This is a genomic window from Caulobacter sp. 73W, assembly GCF_041021955.1.
GTDB lineage: Bacteria > Pseudomonadota > Alphaproteobacteria > Caulobacterales > Caulobacteraceae > Caulobacter.
In genome coordinates, this window is the sequence record NZ_CP158375.1 from 2,597,879 (window position 1) to 2,614,327 (window position 16,449).

At 68.5% G+C, this 16,449-nt stretch carries 15 protein-coding genes and 1 pseudogene; 13 read left to right on the forward strand and 3 right to left on the reverse strand.

Going from position 1 to position 16,449, the window contains the following annotated elements; translation table 11 throughout:
- Window positions 1–63 precede the first annotated feature (63 nt).
- A complete protein-coding gene (locus tag ABOZ73_RS12150) occupies window positions 64–930 on the forward strand; it encodes an oxygenase MpaB family protein (protein ID WP_369058408.1) in 867 nt (288 codons plus the stop codon).
- Here the strand turns inward: ABOZ73_RS12150 and ABOZ73_RS12155 are convergent.
- Window positions 927–2,993, reverse strand: a complete 2,067-nt coding sequence (locus ABOZ73_RS12155; RefSeq protein ID WP_369058409.1) for an AsmA family protein — start codon at window positions 2,991–2,993, stop codon at window positions 927–929. The genes ABOZ73_RS12150 and ABOZ73_RS12155 overlap by 4 nt on opposite strands.
- A gap of 241 nt (window positions 2,994–3,234) precedes the next feature.
- Here ABOZ73_RS12155 and modA point away from each other — a divergent pair.
- The 4 genes and pseudogenes from modA to ABOZ73_RS12175 all read left to right on the forward strand — a co-directional run bounded on the left by modA (window position 3,235) and on the right by ABOZ73_RS12175 (window position 5,676).
- Window positions 3,235–3,881, forward strand: a pseudogene (gene modA, locus ABOZ73_RS12160) (molybdate ABC transporter substrate-binding protein).
- Window positions 3,882–3,915: 34 nt separating this feature from the next.
- Complete coding sequence (locus tag ABOZ73_RS12165; protein WP_369058410.1) at window positions 3,916–4,569, forward strand: HAD-IA family hydrolase; 654 nt, start codon at window positions 3,916–3,918, stop codon at window positions 4,567–4,569.
- A complete protein-coding gene (locus tag ABOZ73_RS12170; protein WP_369058411.1) occupies window positions 4,566–4,850 on the forward strand; it encodes a 4a-hydroxytetrahydrobiopterin dehydratase in 285 nt (94 codons plus the stop codon). Before ABOZ73_RS12165 ends, ABOZ73_RS12170 begins: the two co-directional genes overlap by 4 nt.
- Window positions 4,851–4,890: 40 nt before the next feature.
- The gene (locus tag ABOZ73_RS12175; protein ID WP_369058412.1) at window positions 4,891–5,676 is read left to right on the forward strand and encodes an SDR family oxidoreductase; all 786 of its coding nucleotides are present in this window, start codon (window positions 4,891–4,893) and stop codon (window positions 5,674–5,676) included.
- A 3-nt stretch (window positions 5,677–5,679) separates the two neighbouring features.
- Here ABOZ73_RS12175 and ABOZ73_RS12180 read toward each other — a convergent pair whose 3' ends face one another.
- Window positions 5,680–6,084 carry a hypothetical protein gene (locus ABOZ73_RS12180; protein WP_369058413.1) on the reverse strand — a complete coding sequence of 135 codons (405 nt, stop codon included), beginning with the start codon at window positions 6,082–6,084 and terminating at the stop codon, window positions 5,680–5,682.
- Between the two features lie 113 nt (window positions 6,085–6,197).
- Here ABOZ73_RS12180 and pseB point away from each other — a divergent pair, with 113 nt between their 5' ends.
- The 3 genes from pseB to ABOZ73_RS12195 all read left to right on the forward strand — a co-directional run bounded on the left by pseB (window position 6,198) and on the right by ABOZ73_RS12195 (window position 10,992).
- Window positions 6,198–7,235 (forward strand): UDP-N-acetylglucosamine 4,6-dehydratase (inverting), encoded by a 1,038-nt coding sequence (gene pseB, locus ABOZ73_RS12185; protein ID WP_369058414.1) that lies wholly within the window; start codon window positions 6,198–6,200, stop codon window positions 7,233–7,235.
- Window positions 7,232–8,395: a UDP-4-amino-4,6-dideoxy-N-acetyl-beta-L-altrosamine transaminase gene (pseC, locus tag ABOZ73_RS12190; protein ID WP_369058415.1), complete on the forward strand. Its 1,164-nt coding sequence runs from the start codon at window positions 7,232–7,234 to the stop codon at window positions 8,393–8,395. The genes pseB and pseC overlap by 4 nt, the downstream gene beginning before the upstream one ends.
- A gap of 113 nt (window positions 8,396–8,508) precedes the next feature.
- Window positions 8,509–10,992: a TonB-dependent receptor gene (locus ABOZ73_RS12195; protein ID WP_369058416.1), complete on the forward strand. Its 2,484-nt coding sequence runs from the start codon at window positions 8,509–8,511 to the stop codon at window positions 10,990–10,992.
- 20 nt (window positions 10,993–11,012) lie between these two features.
- Here ABOZ73_RS12195 and ABOZ73_RS12200 read toward each other — a convergent pair whose 3' ends face one another.
- A complete protein-coding gene (locus tag ABOZ73_RS12200) occupies window positions 11,013–12,689 on the reverse strand; it encodes a hypothetical protein (protein WP_369058417.1) in 1,677 nt (558 codons plus the stop codon).
- A 218-nt stretch (window positions 12,690–12,907) separates the two neighbouring features.
- On the opposite strand from ABOZ73_RS12200, the gene ABOZ73_RS12205 reads away from it, so the two are divergent.
- The 5 genes from ABOZ73_RS12205 to ABOZ73_RS12225 all read left to right on the forward strand — a co-directional run bounded on the left by ABOZ73_RS12205 (window position 12,908) and on the right by ABOZ73_RS12225 (window position 16,405).
- On the forward strand, window positions 12,908–13,621 hold the full coding sequence (locus ABOZ73_RS12205; protein ID WP_369058418.1) for a response regulator transcription factor: 714 nt from the start codon (window positions 12,908–12,910) through the stop codon (window positions 13,619–13,621).
- A 22-nt stretch (window positions 13,622–13,643) separates the two neighbouring features.
- Window positions 13,644–15,230 (forward strand): stimulus-sensing domain-containing protein, encoded by a 1,587-nt coding sequence (locus ABOZ73_RS12210; RefSeq protein ID WP_369058419.1) that lies wholly within the window; start codon window positions 13,644–13,646, stop codon window positions 15,228–15,230.
- Complete coding sequence (locus ABOZ73_RS12215) at window positions 15,227–15,661, forward strand: HPr kinase/phosphorylase (protein WP_369058420.1); 435 nt, start codon at window positions 15,227–15,229, stop codon at window positions 15,659–15,661. The genes ABOZ73_RS12210 and ABOZ73_RS12215 overlap by 4 nt, the downstream gene beginning before the upstream one ends.
- A 70-nt stretch (window positions 15,662–15,731) precedes the next feature.
- The gene (locus ABOZ73_RS12220) at window positions 15,732–16,136 is read left to right on the forward strand and encodes a PTS sugar transporter subunit IIA (protein ID WP_277785434.1); all 405 of its coding nucleotides are present in this window, start codon (window positions 15,732–15,734) and stop codon (window positions 16,134–16,136) included.
- A complete protein-coding gene (locus tag ABOZ73_RS12225; protein WP_369058421.1) occupies window positions 16,133–16,405 on the forward strand; it encodes an HPr family phosphocarrier protein in 273 nt (90 codons plus the stop codon). The genes ABOZ73_RS12220 and ABOZ73_RS12225 overlap by 4 nt, the downstream gene beginning before the upstream one ends.
- Window positions 16,406–16,449 lie beyond the last annotated feature (44 nt).

The following is a 16,449-nucleotide window of genomic DNA, read 5'->3' on the forward strand; positions in this document are numbered from 1 at the left end:
CGTTCGCCTAGCCCCGATCTTCGCTTTCGATCCTCGAGCCGGCCGCCGATACTCCGCATCGCCATGAAAGACCTCCGCAACGCCATCGCCGACCAGGTGCGCCAGCTGATGGGCACCGGCCCGGCCGCCGACCTGCAGGACCCCGGCGACGACGTAGGGCTGTTCGGGCCGGACTCGGTCTGCTGGCGGGTGCATGGGGACTTCACCAGTATGATGCTCGGCGGCATCTCGGCCCTGCTGCTGCAGATGCTGCATCCCGGGGCGCTGGCGGGGGTGTGGGACCACTCCAACTTCCGCCAGGACATGGCCGGCCGCCTGCGCCGCACGGCCCAGTTCGTAGCGGGGACCACCTACGGCTCCTCCGCGCGGGCCACGGGGCTGATCGACAAGGTGCGGTCGATCCACGACCGGGTGGCGGGTGAGGTTCCCGGCGGCGGGGTCTACAGCGCCAACGATCCCGACCTGCTGACCTGGGTGCATGTGGCGGAGGTGAGCAGCTTCCTGCGGGCCTATGTGCGCCATCGCGATCCGGGGCTATCGGGGGCGGAGCAGGACCGCTACTACACCGAGGTGGCGGTGCTCGCCGAACGGCTGGGCGCCACGGATGTGCCGCGTAGCCGGGCGGAGGTGGAGACCTATCTGCGGCGCCTGCGGCCGCAGCTGCGCGCCGACGCGCGGACGGCGGAGGTGGTACGGATCCTGCGCGACCACCCTGCGCCGAACGCCGCCGCCGCGTCGGTCGCCCGGCTGTTTTTCGAGGCGGCCGCCGACCTGCTGCCGGACTGGGCGGGGCGGCTGCACGGCCTGCGGGTCCCGCCGCACAGGCGGCCGGCCATCGGGCTCGCCGTGCGCGGTATGGGCGCGACCCTGCGCTGGGCCCTTCGCGACGGAGCCGAGGCGCGGGCCCGCCGCCGAGCGGCGGCCCTCTAGTCCTTGTTGGGCGCCGTCCGCGCCGAGACGCTGGTCAGGGGCGCGCCCTTGCCGCGGGCGGCGGCGACCAGGCCCTGGCAGTCGGCGTCCTTCTCCAGCCCCGGATCGACGAAGGGGAGCAGGGCGGCCAAAGGCGACAGCAGGGCGCCCAGGGCGGCGGCGACCCCGCCCTGCGCCACGGCGGCGCCCGCCTCCACCCCGACCTTGGGCTGCATCAGCGGGCCCTCGACGGTGATCGGCAGGAACAGGCGCACCAGGCGTGGCTTCTTGCTGTCGCCCTCGATGCGGAAGGCCATGCGTTCGGTCTCCAGGTCGACCGTGCCGGTTCCCTTGGCCAGGACCACGCCGGTGTCGAAGACGATGGTGTTGGCGCGTAGGACGCCGTCGGTGACCTTGAAGTCGGCCACGGCGCAGCGGACGTCGGTCTCCTTGTTGCTCTTGGACAGCAGTAGGAGCAGGCCCTTGCTGGCGTTGACCCCCAGCAGCTCGGCGAAGGCCTGGCGGATCTTGCCGCGCGGCACGACCATGGTGACAGAGCCGTTGGCGCTGCTGGCGGCGCGGTGCACCGAATTGCCGTAGCCGGTCAGCTTGGCGCGGGCGGCCATGGCCCCCTCGATGGCCGGCTGGCCGCCGGTCTGGATCGGGATGAAGTCCTGTAGGGCGGCGTTGGTCAGGCGCACGTCGGCGTCGGTGCGCGGGGTCTTGCCGGTGGCGTCCAGCTTGATCTGGCTGGTCAGCCGCCCGCGCGAGAAGTCGAAGGACAGCGGGTCCATGGTCAGGACCCCATCGTCCAGTGTCAGGTCCAGGGACACCCGGCGCAGGGGCAGGTTCGGGGCGTTCACCGCCAGGGCGCGGTAGCGGACCTTGGCGTCCATGGCGCGGATGCGCTCGACCTGCAGGGTGGAGTCCGGCAGCAGGCGGCGCTGGGCCTTGAGTTCGCCCGCGACCGCCTTCTGGGGGGCGGAGGCGGTTTCGCCGCCGCCGGTGGCCGGCGCGCCGCCCAGCAGGCTGCCCAGGTCGTCGAAGTCCAGGCGACGCGACCGCAGGTCGGCGGTCAGCAGCGGGCGCTCGCGGCCGGTCTCAACCGACAGCTGGCCGCCGATGTCGCTGTCGCCGATGCGGCCGTTCAGATCAGCCACGTCGTACAGCGTGCCTTTGCGCTCCAGCCGGCCGGAGACGCGGTAGGGCGGCGTATTCGGCAGGGCCAGGCCCGTCAGGTAGTAGAGGTTGTTCAGGTCCTGGCCGGAGATGGTCAGGTCGGCGCCGAGGCGGCCCAGGTCGAAGGGCTTGTTGATCGAGCCCTTGGCCAGGATGCGGGTCGTGCCGGCCCGCACGTCGGCGTCGAACGGATAGGGACGGTCAGGCGACACGTTCAGCAGCGCGCCGCCGGTGACCAGCGCCAGGAACGGCGCGCGGTTGAGCTCGCCCTTGCCTTCCAGGCGGAAACGCCCGCGCTCGGCGCCCGCGGCGTGCTCGTTGGAGCTGACAACGCCGCGGAAGCTGAGGCCCTTCTGGGCGTCGTCATAGCGCAGCTGGCCGTCGTCGATGATGAAGTGCTGGATGGCCGGCAGCTTCAGCGGCTTGCCCTTGGGCTTGTTGGGGTCGCCGAAGGTCCAGTTGGCGCGGCCCGACTGTTCGCGCAGCAGGATGACGTCCGGCTTCTCCACCGCCAGCAGGGGCAGGATCACGTCGCCCTTGAACAGAGGCAGGAGCTTAACCTGCACGGCGATCCGCTCGACCCGCGCCATGTGGCCGGACGGCGCCCAATTGGGCTGCCCGATGCGCAGGCCCTCGATGCTGGCGCGGGGCGACAGGGACCAGGGGTGGACGCGCAGGTTCCCCTCGATCCGCACGTCGCGCTGAAGCTGAGCGGAGGCGAACTTCGACACCGGCCCGCGCAGCCAGTTCCAGTCGAAGATGAACAGGAACACGATCACCGCGACCAGGATCGCCAGAGCCCCGCCGATACCCCAGCGGGCGGTCTTCGACAGGCCGCTAAGCGGGGCGAGCGCCCAACGCTTGCGGCGGTGTTGCGGCTGCGGTCTGTCGGGGGTCTGGTCCAAGGCGGCGCTCCGGTCGTTCCGTCAAGAACGCGCGGAGCGTGGTGAAGTGTTCCCGCCAAGCTTCAGTTTGCGGGCGGGCGACGTCGGGACGCGGCGTCGGCTATACTTCTGGGCCGTCCGTGGAGGTCTCATGTTTCTTCGTCTGCCGCTGCTTGTGGCTTTCGCCTTCGCTGTCCTGAGTGGGCCTGTCTTGGCCGCCGAGCCGGTGAAGGTGTTCGCCGCCGCCTCGCTTCGGGAATCCATGACCGCCGCCGGCGCCGCCTTCACCAGGAGCACGGGGACGCCGATGAACTTCAGCTTCGCCGGCTCCAACGCCATCGCCCGCCAGATCGAGCAGGGCGCACCCGCCGACGTGGTGGTCACGGCGGACGCTGAATGGATGGACTGGCTGGCCGAGCGCCGCCTGATCCAGGCGGCGACGCGCAAGACCCTGCTGGGCAACACCCTGGTGCTGATCGCGCCGGCTGGATCGACGACCAGGCTGACGATCCGCAAGGGCTTCCCCCTGGCCCAGACCCTGGGTTCGGGCCGCCTGGCCCTGGCCGATCCCGCCGTGCCGGCCGGCCGCTACAGCCGCGCCGCCCTGGGCTCCCTGGGCGTTTGGGACAGCGTCGCGGGCAAGACCGCGCCGGCGGCCGACGTCCGCGCGGCCCTGGCCTATGTGGCGCGGGGGAGGCGCCGCTGGGGATCGTCTACGCCACCGACGCCAAGGCCGAGCCGAAGGTGCGGACCGTGGCGGTGTTCCCCGCCTCCAGCCACGAGAAGATCGTCTATCCGGCGGCGGCCGTGACGGGGACGAAGAATCCGCAGGCGGCGGCGTTCCTGCGCTTTCTGCAGGGGGCGCAGGCCAAGGCGATCTTCCGTGACGCGGGTTTCAATCCGCTCTAGCGTCCCGCGCAAATCAGAAACGGACGGGAAGCGTATGGCGGTGAAGGCGGTGATCTTCGATTTTGGCGGGGTGATCACCTCGTCGCCGTTCGAGGCGTTCACGCGCTATGAGGCCGAGCGCGGCCTGCCCGCTGGCCTGCTGCGCCAGGTCAACGCCACCAATCCCGACGCCAACGCCTGGGCGCTGTTCGAGCGCAGCGAGATCGACGCCGCGGCCTTTGACGCCAAGTTCCTGGAGGAGTCGACGGCCCTGGGCCACCCGGTGCGCGGCGGCGACGTGCTGCCCCTGCTGTCCGGCGACGTGCGGGCCGGCATGGTCGCGGCGCTGAAGGCCTGCAAGGCGGCGTTCAAGGTCGGCTGCATCACCAACAACGTCATCACCGGCCATGGGGCGGGGATGTCGGGAACGACAGAGAAGGCGGCCAAGGTCGCCGGGATCATGGAGCTGTTCGACGCGGTGATCGAAAGCTCCAAGGTCGGCTTGCGAAAGCCGGACCCGCGCATCTACGAAATGATGTGCGAGCTGCTGCGCGTGGAGCCGGCGGCCTGCGTCTATCTCGACGACCTGGGGATCAACTGCAAACCGGCCGCGGCGCTCGGCATGACCGCCATCAAGGTGACGGGCGAGGCCCAGGCGCTCGCCGACCTGTCCGCCGCCACCGGCCTGAATTTCAAGGAAAGCTCATGACCAAGCGTATCGGGGCCCATGCGGCCCTCGCCCAACTGGAAGGCCACGGCTGGTCGGCGTCGGAACACCGCGACGCCATCGCCAAGACCTTCACCTTCAAGGATTTCGGCCAGGCCTTCGGCTTCATGGCCCGTATCGCCATCGCGGCGGAGAAGCTCGATCATCACCCCGAATGGTTCAATGTCTACAACCGGGTCGAGGTGATCCTGACCACCCACGACGTGGATGGGGTCAGCGAACGCGATGTCGTGCTCGCAAAGATCATGGACGCGGCCGCCTAGCTCATTCAAACTGTTGTTTGAAAATTAGGAGGAAGCCCCAATGACCCAGAAATCAGGGCGCGTCGCCGGCAAGAAGGCCTTCATCACCGGAGCCGCCCAGGGTCTGGGCGCCGCCGCCGCCCGCCGTTTGGCGGAGGAGGGGGCCAAGGTCTCCCTGGCCGACATCAACCTGGCCGGCGCGCAAAGCGTCGCGGACGAGATCAACGCCGCCCACGGCGCGGGAACCGCCTTCGCCTTCAAGCTGGACGTCACCCAAGAAGATCAGTGGATCTACGCCCTAGAAGAGGCCGACGCGGCCATGGGCGGCATTTCGGTGCTGGTCAATAACGCCGGGGTCAGCCGGGACCGCAATATCGAGGAGCTGTCCTACGACACCTGGAAGCAGGTGATGGCGATCAATGTCGACTCCGTCTTCCTCGGCGCCAAGCACGCCCTGAAGTACATGCGCCATAACCAGCCCGGCTCGATCGTGAACCTGTCGTCGATCGCCGGCCTGATCGCCAACCACAACGGCCCGTCCTACAACGCCTCCAAGGCGGCGGTCTGGCTGCTGTCCAAGAACATCGCCCTGCACTGCGCCAAGCAGAAGCTGGATATCCGGTCCAACTCGATCCACCCGACCTTCATCGACACCCCGATCCTCGACAACATCCGCCAGATGATCGGCAAGGAGGAGGCGGAGTCCAAGCTGGCCCGCCAGATCCCCCTGGGCCGCATCGGCGAGCCGAACGACATCGCTAACGCCGTACTCTACCTGGCGTCGGACGAGAGCAGGTTCATGACCGGGGCGGAGCTCAAGCTGGATGGCGGCATCTCGGCCATGTGATCCCTACTGGAGGATGACGCCGCCCAGCATCACCTGGGCGCCGTTTGCGCCCAGGATCTTGTCCGTGGCCTTCTGAAGCTGGCTGGCGATCAGGTCGAGGTTCGGGGGACGCTCCGAGCTGGAGCCATGCGCATAGCGGGCCAGCACGTCCGTATAGGCGGCGCGAAGGCGCGGGACCGAAAGCTGGGCCTTCTGGCGCAGGGCCTCGGCCGGGACGTTCAGGTCCGCTTCGATGGTCATCACCGCCCAGCGGCCGGTGGGCCGGCGGACGCTGATGGACACCGGGTCGATATCGACGATGGGGCTGTTTGAATTGCCCTTCTTCTCCTTGCCGCCGCCAGACGCCAGGGCGGCGCCGGGCAGGGCGAGGCTCAGCGCGAGCAGCAGGGAAAGCAGGCGGCGGTTCATCCCCGCAGGATGCCCTACGCGGGTTGACGCAGGGTTGATGCGCCGTGACAGCCGGCGGGACTCAGCCGAGACTCGCCGCAACGCCGTCTGTTCGCGGCTGTTTGGGGGTTGCCTTGGGTCGTTTCGCACCAGCTTCGCTTGATCTCGATGACAAGGTGATCCTGATCACCGGCGGCACGGGCTCGTTCGGCCGCCGCTTCGTGGAGGAGGTGCTGACCCGCGCCAAGCCCCGCAAGCTGATCGTCTATTCCCGCGACGAGCTGAAGCAGAGCGACATGCAGATGGAGCTGCGCGAGCGGTTCTCCGAGCAGGACGTCAAGCGCATGCGCTTCTTCCTGGGCGATGTGCGGGACCGCGAGCGCCTGACCCTGGCCCTGCGCGGGGTGGACATCGTCATCCACGCGGCCGCCCTCAAGCAGGTGCCGGCGGCGGAGTACAATCCGTCGGAATGCATCCACACCAACGTCATCGGCGCCGAGAACGTGGTGTGGGCCAGCCTGGCCAATGGGGTGAAGCAGGTGCTCGCCCTGTCCACCGACAAGGCCTGCAACCCGATCAACCTGTATGGCGCGACCAAGCTGGCGTCGGACAAGACCTTCGTGGCGGCCAACAACCTGTCGGGCGACATCGGCACGCGGTTCTCGGTGGTGCGCTACGGCAATGTGGTCGGCTCGCGCGGCAGCGTGGTGCCGCTTTACCGCCGGCTGCTGGCCCAGGGCGCGACCGCGCTGCCGATCACCGACGCGCGCATGACCCGCTTCTGGATCACCCTGCCGCAGGGCGTCGACTTCGTGCTGTCGTCGCTGCAGATGATGCGCGGGGGCGAGATCTTCGTGCCGAAGATCCCGTCCATGAAGATGACCGATCTGGCCGAGGCCATGGCGCCCGGCGCGGGGATCAAGGTCATCGGCATCCGGCCGGGCGAGAAGCTGCACGAGGTGATGATCAGCGCGGACGACGCCCGCAAGACCGTCGCCCTGCCCGACCGCTATGTCATCGAGCCCGAGTTCGACGAGTACACCCGCGCCGCTTTCACGAGCGCCGATGGGGCCAAGCCGGTGGAAGAAGGCTTTTACTACGCCAGCGACAACAATAATGACTGGCTGAGCCCCGAGGGCCTGCTGGCCATGCTGGAGGAGGGCGGGGCGTGAGCGCCCGGCCGTTCCTGCCCTACGGCCGCCAGACCATCGAGGACGACGACGTCCAGGCGGTCGCTGACGTCCTGCGCGGCGACTTCCTGACCACGGGGCCGACCGTGGCGGCGTTCGAAGCCGCCTTGGCTGAGAAGGTCGGCGCCGCCCACGCCGTCGCCGCGTCGAGCGGCACGGCCACCCTGCACATGGCGATGATGGCCCTGGGCGTCGGCGAGGGCGATGTCTGCATCGTCCCCTCCGTCACCTTCTTGGCGACCGCCAACTGCGCCCGTTACGTGGGGGCCGAGGTGGTGTTCGCAGACGTCGATCCCGACAGCGGCCTGATGGCGCCCGCCGCCCTGGCCGATGCGCTGAAGCGCGCCGAGGGGCGGAGGGTGCGGGCGGTGTTGCCGGTCCACCTTCGCGGAGATGTGGCGGACCTGCCGGCGCTCAAGGCCCTGGCCGACACGGTAGGCGCGGTGCTGGTGGAGGATGCGCCGCACGCGCTGGGCTCCAAGGCGGCGTTCGGCGATCAGGCGATGACCGTCGGCGACTGCCGGTGGTCGGCCATGGCCAGCTTCTCGTTCCATCCGGTGAAGACCATCGCCACCGGCGAGGGCGGCATGCTGACTACGAATGACGACGACCTGGCTGCGCGCCTGCGCGCCCTGCGCAGCCACGGCATGAGCCGTCCGGCGGGCGCCGAGCCGTGGATCTATGAGATGGCCGAGCCGGGGTTCAACTACCGCCTGCCGGACATCAACTGCGCCCTGGGCCTGTCGCAACTGGCCAAACTCGGTCGTTTCGCCGAGCGGCGGCGAACGCTGACGGCGCGCTATGAGGCGTTGCTCCCATCGCTGGCCCCGGTCGTGCGGCTGGCGTCGAGTCCGATCCATTCGCGGCCAGTGCTTCACTTGCTGACCGTGCTGATCGACTTCGCCGCGGCGGGCGTCACGCGGGCCGAGGTGGTCGCGCGTCTGGCCGAGCAGGGGATCGGGTCGCAGGTCCACTACATCCCGGTCCACACCCAGCCCTACTACCGCCAGCGCTATGGCGATCTGGACCTGCCCGGCGCCCAGGCCTGGTACGACGGCTGCCTGACCCTGCCGCTGTTCCCCACCATGACGGACGGCGATGTCGACCGGGTGGTCGAGGCATTGAAAGCCGCCCTGGGCTGATATCGCCCACAGAGCGGCGTTCTTAGAATTGCTGAGTCCGAAGCCAAGAAACCTGCCTTCTCGCATTCTCGATCAAGCCGATAGGAATAATCGAGATAGCAGGGGAGATTTCGATGAGGCTCAAGTCCACCTTTTTGGCGGGGACCGCGTTCCTGGCTTTCGGCGCACCCGTCGCCGCCTTCGCCCAAGCGCCTGAAGAGGCCGCCAACGCGGCGCGGGCCACCGCCAACACCGCGAGTATCGAAGGGGTCATCGTCACGGCTCGTCGCCGGGCGGAGGACGTTCAGGCCGTTCCGGTCGCCGTCTCGGTGGTCACGGCGGAGACGGTGAACAACACCGGCGCGTTCAACATCAGCCGGCTCACCCAGCTTCAGCCGACGCTGCAGTTCTATTCGCAGAACCCGCGCAACACCTCGGTCAACATCCGGGGCATCGGGGCGCCGCTGGGCCTGACCAATGACGGGATCGAGCAGGGCGTCGGCGTCTATATCGATCAGGTCTATTACAACCGGGTGGCCGCCGCGACGCTCGACTTCGTCGACATCGAGCAGATCGAGGTCCTGCGCGGGCCGCAGGGCACGCTCTACGGCAAGAACACCACGGCCGGCGCCATCAACATCACCACCCGTCCGCCCAGCTTCGACTTCGAGGCCACGGGGGAGGTGTCGCTCGGCAACTACAGCTTCAAGCAGGCCAAGGCGTCGGTTTCCGGCCCGCTGACCGACGACATCGCCCTACGGATCAGTCTGTCCAACACCGACCGGCGCGGCACGATCTACAACGTCGCCACCAACCAGTGGATTCAGGGGCAGGACAACCTGGGGATTCGCGGCGCGCTGCTGTGGAAGGCGAGCGAGGACCTGAACTTCACCCTATCGGGCGACTACAATCTGCAGGACCCGATCTGCTGCGCGCAGATCTATGTCCGCGTCGGCGCGACCCAGCGTCCGTTGAACCGCCAGTACGCGGCTCTGACCGCCGCGTTCGGCTATACGCCGGTCAGCACCAATCCCTTCGACCGGGTGACCGATGTCGATGCGCCGCTGAACGCCCGCAACGAGCATGGCGGCGCGTCGCTGCGCGGCGAGTGGGACGTGGGCGGCGGGACGGTGACCTCGGTGACCGCCTGGCGCTTCTGGGACTGGGGACCGAAGAACGACCGCGACTTCACCGGCCTGCCGATCACCACGGCGTCGAACAACCCGACCAAGCAGGACCAGTATACGCAGGAGCTTCGCTACGCCTACGACACCGAGCGCTATGACGTGGTGGTCGGGGCGTTCGGCTTCTACCAGAAGCTCCACACCACGGGCCTGGAGGCGCAGGGGCCGGCGGCCAGCCGTTGGACCCTCAATCCGGGCAACGTCGCGGCGGGATCGGCCGGCTGCGCCACGGCCACGACCCTGGCCTGCATTCCGGCGGTGCTGAACGGCCTCACCGCCAACAACGACATCCTGCTGAAGAACACCAGCCTGGCGGCCTTCACCAAGGTGAACTGGAGGCTTAACGATCGGCTGACGATCTCGCCCGGCGTGCGGGTGAACTACGACAAGAAGACGGGGCACTACGACTCCGTGATCACCGGCACGGCGTCGGACGGCACGCGGCAGCGGGTGCTGTTCACCGGGCCGTACTCCACCGACCCCTGGATCGTCGCGCAGCGCGGCGTGCGAGCGCCGCAGTACTACGAGCCGGACTTCAGCAAGTGGAACCTGTCCTACGACCTGAACCTGTCCTACCAGGTCACGCCGGACGTGCTGGCCTACGGCACCTATGCCAAGACCTTCAAAACCGGCGGCATCAACCTGAACGGCGTGCCGCTGGACGCCAACGGGGTGCCGATCTTGTCGGCGGGGTCGATCAAGCCCGAGAAGGTCGATCACTTCGAGCTGGGCCTGAAGTCGCAGTTCTGGGAGCGTCGGGCGACCTTCAACGTCACCGGCTTCTGGACCGAGATCCAGGACTACCAGGCCAACGTGAACAACGCCCAGCTGGGCCTGCTGCGCGGCTATCTGGCCAATGCCGACAAGGTGCGCGTGCGCGGGGTCGAGGCGGACCTCAACATCCGCCCGTCACAGCGTTTCAGCGCCTACGCCAGCGGGGCCTATACGGACCACGAGTACGTGAAATTCGTCGACGCGCCCTGCCCGCCGGAGCTGTCAGGCGGCGGCGCGGGGGCGGCGATCTCGGCTCCGGGCACGCCGGGCGGCAACAGTCCGGCCAACTGCGACATCTCCGGCCAGTGGCTGCCGGGCATCTCGAAGCTCGCGGCGTCGTGGGGGGCGGAGGCCAACAGGCCGCTGAACCTGTTGGGCAAGGCCGGCGAGGTCTATCTCGGCTACGACGCCAGCTATCGGTCGAAGTTCTCTTCCAACGCCTCGCGGTCGGTGGATCTGGATGTGGAGGGCTATGCGCTTCACAACTTCCGCCTCGGCTTCCGCGCGGACGACGGCTTCAACGTCTACGCCTGGGTACGCAACGCCTTCGACGAGGAGTACTTCGAGCAGCTGGCGACGACGCCGGGCAGCACGGGTCTGGTCGCCGGCCAGCCGGGCGATCCCCGCACCTGGGGCCTGACGATCCGCAACCAGTTCTAGGGGCGACCGAAGGCGGCCGGTCAGGCCGCCTTCTGGGTGCTTTCGACGAAGCTGCGCACCAGGGCGAGCACCTGGGGCGACTTGGCCAGGGCCTCGCGGGACTCCGGCGCGCGGACCAGGCGCAGGGCCTCGGTCTTGGCCTTGTCTGCGGACGGCCCGAGCGGACCGGTCTCGCCGGTGGCCAGGCGGATCAGCACGCTGAGCTTGAAGGTCAGGGGCGACGGCGCCTTGAGCAGGGTGTTGATCATGCGCGTCTCGCCTTCGATGCGCGCGCCCAACTGGCCGAAGTGATCCTGGATCGGCTTGTAGTCCTCCGGCGCCAGGCCTGAACGAGCCACGAGGCGTTGCAGGGTGGCCAGGGCCGCCAGCTTGGCGGCGGCGGCGTCGGGCCCCTGCTGGATCTCGCGTTCGAAGCGCAGGCCGGTGGCGTTGGCCAGCAGCCAGCGCGAGGCGGCGCGCTTGTTGGCGCCGCCCGTGACGTTCTCGGTCAGCTTGACGAGGACTTCGATCTCTTCGCGGGCCGAACGGTCGCGGCCGAGCAGGTTGGTCACGAACTCGCCGGTGAGCAGCATCTTCGAGCGCTCGGTGAAGGCGCTGTGGATGTCCTCGTGTTCCAGGATGCGGCCGGCGGCGGCGGTGAGCGCCATGGCGAGGGCGCGCAGATATTCGATCTCGGCCTCGGCGTCGCCAGGCTTCAGGCGCTTGGGGCTGATCAGCTCCTTCAGCACGCGCTGGGAGATGGCCTTGCGCACCTGCTCGAAGTGCTTGCCGCCCAGCCAGTTGGCGAGGCGGGCGGCGGGACCTTGCAGGGGCGGCATGACCGTGGCCACGCGCGGCTCAATGCCGATCAGCATCTCCACCTGCTCGGACCCGGCCAGGCGGGTCATGGCGGCCAGGGACGAGCCCAGGTCCATCTCGCCGCCCAGCAGGTCGTTGAGACCGGCGGCGGAGTTCAGGATTTCGCAAATCGGCTGCTCGATCACCGCCAGGGCCATGGCCCGGGCCTTGGGCTCCTGGGGCGCGGCGTCCGCCAGGTCGAGCAGGCGGGTGATCTTGTCGGCCCAGCCATGGGCCGGGGCGATGGAGGCGGCGACGCCCGCGCCCAGCAGGTAGGCGCGGTCGGGGTCGTCCACCAGGCGCTCGGCGGCCTGGGCGAAGCCTTCGCGGTCCACGTCGGGCAGCTTGCCCTTCTTGAAGTCCTTCAGCAGGCGGTCGATGGCGCGCTGGGCCAGGCCCTGGAAGGTCTTCATCACGTCGTGGACCTTCAGCCCGCGGGCCTCGGCCTCGGGGATGGAGATCTTCTGGATGGCGTGCTGCAGCTCGACCGAGGCTTCGAGGTTCTCGACCAGGTCGGGACGGTGCAGAAGTTCAAACGGCGTGGCCTTGTGGCGGGACAGATAGCCGTCCAGCAGGCGGCCGATCCGTTCGCGGGCGTGAGCGCTGTAGAGGTCGGCGGGGCTGACGCACAGCGGCGCGCGATCCTCGTCCTTCTTCTTCTTTTCCGGCCCCATGACGGCGCCCTTGCTCATGATGGTGACGGTCTGGAACTCGCGAGTTTCCTCGTCGAGGGTTTCCTTGGTCACGCGAACGGCCGCGGCCCGACCTTCGGTCAGGCAGTCTTCCGCCGCTTGAAGGGCGCGCGCACGGTCTTCGGACGCCAGGTCAAGGACCCAGGGCGCGCCAGGCTTGCGCCGCACGTATAGCTCGTAATGGACTTGCCGGCTCATCTTGCCGCGAACATTGAGCCTGCAGACCTTAAGACCTAGTTGAGATGCGCCGCATTGACGCCATGCTGTCGTCGCATTGAGCTTCACCTTTATGGAAGCCTTGCGCCGCTCTGTGCGTTGAAGCGGTTCAAGCTGGGCGGTAGAGATCGGTGGTTCGCCCCCGCCGTTGTTCGGAGAACCCTTCCCCGATGGCCGACATCACCCTCGTCGACGACGACGAGAACATCGTCGCTTCCGTGTCCCTGGCCCTTGAAAGCCATGGCCATACGGTCAAGGCCTATTACGACGGGGCTTCCGGCCTCGCGGCCCTTGAGAGCGATCCGCCGGACCTGGCCATTCTCGATGTGAAGATGCCGCGCATGGACGGCATGGAAGTTCTGCGCCGCCTGCGCCAGACCTCGGACCTGCCGGTGATCATCCTGACGTCCAAGGACGAGGAGATCGACGAGATCCTCGGCTTCAACCTCGGCGCCGACGACTACATGCACAAGCCTTTCAGCCAGCGCCTGCTGCTGGAGCGGGTGAAGGCCGTGCTGCGCCGGGCGCGCGCGGACGAGGAGGAAGGTCCTGCTTCCACCGCCGCCGTCGATCCCAACGCCAAGGCCATCAAGCGCGGCCGACTGACGCTGGATTCCGCGCGTCACGACTGCCTGTGGGATGGTCGCCCGGTGCGTCTGACGGTGACCGAGTTCCTGCTGCTGCAGTCCCTGGCCCAGCGTCCGGGCTTCGTGAAGAGCCGCGACAACCTGATGGACGCGGCCTACGACGATCAGGTCTATGTGGACGACCGCACGATCGACAGCCACATCAAGCGCATGCGCAAGAAGTTCCGGCAGGTCGACCGCGAGTTCGACGCCATCGAAACCCTCTATGGCGTCGGCTACCGATACCGCGAATCCTGAGGCACGCCCCCGCCGGCGCGCCATGCCCTTCAGCGTGCGGTCGACGGGCCGCCGCTGGTTCGCGGGGTCGCGCCTGGGCCGGGTCATTCTGGCCCTCAATCTGCTGGGCCTGGCGATCCTCATCGGCGGCGCCCTGGTGCTCAACGAGCTGCGGCGGGGCCTGATCGAGGCCCGCATCGACAGCCTGACCACCCAGGGTCAGTTCATCGCCAAGATCCTGGACCAGACGGCCACGGTCGGCGATCCGGAACCGGCCCTGCAGGCCGCCGAGGCCAGCGCCTTCCTCCAGTTGCTGTTCATCCCGACCAACCAGCGGGCGCGCCTGTTCGACTCCCAGGGCCGGCTGCTGGCCGATTCCTATGTCGTGGCCGACCGGGTGGAGTGGAAGCTGCTGCCGCCGGCCCGTCCGGCCGACGACCGGGGCCTGTCCTTCACGCGTCAGGACGCCGACGCCAAGCCGCAGACCATCGAGCGCGCCCGCACCGCTCTGGCTGACGAAGTAGCCCGCGCCATGAAGGGCGAGCAGCAGGCCGGCCTGCGGGTGGCGGAGAACGGCCAGCGGGTCGTCTCCGTCTCGATTCCGGTCCAGCACGTGCGGGCGGTGCTCGGCGTCCTGACCCTGGAAGCTGGCGACGTGGACGAGATCATCGCCGCCGAGCGCAAGGCGCTGATCCCGTTCATCCTCGTCGCCATCGGGGTGACGCTCGGCTCGTCGCTGTTGCTGCATCTGCTGGTGGCGACGCCGATCATGCGTCTGTCGAGGGCCGCCGACCGGGTGCGCCTGTTCGGGGTGAAGGCCATCGTCCTGCCGGACCTGGCCAAGCGCCGGGACGAGGTCGGGGACCTGACCCGCTCGCTGGAAGACATGACCGAGGCGCTGTCCGAGCGGATGCAGGCGATCGAGCGCTTCGCCGCTGACGTGGCGCACGAGATCAAGAACCCGCTGACCTCGATCCGCTCGGCGGTCGAGACCCTGGACATCGTCACCGACGACAAGGCGCGCGAGCGCCTGCTGGGCATTCTCAAGCAGGACAGCGGCCGCCTGGACCGCCTGGTCACCGACATCTCCAACGCCTCGAGATTGGACGCAGAGCTGGCGCGCGAGCCGCTGGCGACGGTGGATATCGGCCGCCTGCTGGCCGAGGTGGCCGGGCTGTATGGGGCTCGCGAACGGGTCGGGGCCGCGCCGAACAGCGTGCATGTGACGTTCATCGAGCCGAACCTGCTCGACCCCATTCGGGTGCAGGGGCGCGAAATCCCCTTGGGCCAGGTGTTCCGCAACCTGGTGGACAACGCCCGCTCCTTCAGCCCCGCCGACGGGGAGGTGCGCATCACCCTGGCCCGCGCCGGCAAGGGCAAGGTGGCCGCCGCGGTGGAGGATGACGGCCCAGGCATTCCGCCCGAGAACCTGGAGACGGTGTTCGAGCGGTTCTACACCTCGCGGCCCAAGGGCAGCGCCTTTGGCGGCAATTCGGGCCTTGGCCTGTCCATCGCCCGCCAGATCATCGAGGCGCACGACGGCGAAATCCACGCCGAGAATCGCACGGACGCCGACGGCAAGGTGCTGGGCGCGCGGTTTGTGGTGACCCTGAAGGAAGTGCGGGCGTGATCCTGCACGCGGGTCTGGTCGCCCTGTGGAGCGGCGGCGGCTGGCGCGGCCTGCTGATCGAGGGGGCGTCGGGTTCAGGCAAGAGCGACCTGGCGCTTCGCAGCCTCGAACACGGGTTCCGCTTGGTGGCCGATGACCGGGTCGTGGCCTGGAACTGCGAGGACCGGCTGTTCGGGCGGGCGCCGGACACCCTGTCCGGACTGATGGAGACCCGAGGCCTTGGCGTTCTTCCACAGGACAGTTTACGGCTCTGCGAGATCGACCTTTGCGTCCGCTGCGTCGCCGCCGACGTCGTCGAACGCCTGCCGGACCTTGCGTCAACTCAGATCGAGGGCGTGTCGATCCCCCGCCTGGACGTGTGGCCGTTCGACACGGCGGCGCCGTTAAAGCTCGTTCGTGCGATGCAGCATCTTGGAGCCGGGCTCCGATGAGCGTATCAAGGCGCCCTTGTGGCGGCCCTCGGGCCGTGGACGGGCAGGGGATCCCGTTGAGAGATCAAGCATGATCGGCCTCGTGATCGTTACACACGGGCGCCTGGCGGAAGAGTTCGTCTTCGCCATGGAACACGTGGTCGGCCCGCAATCGGCGGTGAAGGCCATCTGCATCGGCCCGGAAGACGACATGGAGCGTCGCCGGACCGATATCCTGAAAGCCTGCGCGGAGGTCGACTCCGGACGCGGGGTGATCCTGCTCACCGACATGTTCGGCGGCACGCCGTCCAACCTGGCCATCTCGGTCATGGAGCAGACCCGCGCCGAGGTGATCGCCGGGCTGAACCTGCCCATGCTGATCAAGCTGGCCAGCGTGCGCACTCGCGACAGCCTGGAAGCCTGCGTGGCGCATGCCCAGGAAGCGGGCCGCAAGTACATCTCAGTCGCCTCCTACGTGCTCGCGGGCGACAAGTGACGCATCGGGCGACGGTCGAAATCATCAACGAACGCGGCCTGCATGCCCGGGCCTCGGCCAAGTTCGTCAAGCTGGCCTCCAGCTTCGACGCCGAGGTGAAGGTCAGCCGGGAGGGCCACACGGTCGACGCCCGCTCGATCATGGGCCTGATGATGTTGGCCGCCGGCATCGGCTCCACCATCGACATCGAGGCCGAGGGCGACGAGGGCAAGGAAGCCCTGGACGCCCTGGTCGAACTGGTCGGCAACCGCTTCGACGAGGAGCGCTAGGCCCTGGCCAAGCCGCTGTTCCGGTCTTTGGAGAGCCAGGCCGC

Excerpts from the sequence above, each read along its gene's own strand:
- ABOZ73_RS12205 (WP_369058418.1), top strand. The coding sequence starts at position 12,908 with ATGGCCGACATCACCCTCGTCGACGACGACGAGAACATCGTCGCTTCC.
- ABOZ73_RS12220 (WP_277785434.1), top strand. The coding sequence starts at position 15,732 with ATGATCGGCCTCGTGATCGTTACACACGGGCGCCTGGCGGAAGAGTTC.
- ABOZ73_RS12210 (WP_369058419.1), top strand. The coding sequence starts at position 13,644 with ATGCCCTTCAGCGTGCGGTCGACGGGCCGCCGCTGGTTCGCGGGGTCG.
- ABOZ73_RS12150 (WP_369058408.1), top strand. The coding sequence starts at position 64 with ATGAAAGACCTCCGCAACGCCATCGCCGACCAGGTGCGCCAGCTGATG.
- ABOZ73_RS12195 (WP_369058416.1), top strand. The coding sequence starts at position 8,509 with ATGAGGCTCAAGTCCACCTTTTTGGCGGGGACCGCGTTCCTGGCTTTC.
- ABOZ73_RS12175 (WP_369058412.1), top strand. The coding sequence starts at position 4,891 with ATGACCCAGAAATCAGGGCGCGTCGCCGGCAAGAAGGCCTTCATCACC.
- ABOZ73_RS12165 (WP_369058410.1), top strand. The coding sequence starts at position 3,916 with ATGGCGGTGAAGGCGGTGATCTTCGATTTTGGCGGGGTGATCACCTCG.
- ABOZ73_RS12170 (WP_369058411.1), top strand. The coding sequence starts at position 4,566 with ATGACCAAGCGTATCGGGGCCCATGCGGCCCTCGCCCAACTGGAAGGC.
- ABOZ73_RS12180 (WP_369058413.1), bottom strand. The coding sequence starts at position 6,084 with ATGAACCGCCGCCTGCTTTCCCTGCTGCTCGCGCTGAGCCTCGCCCTG.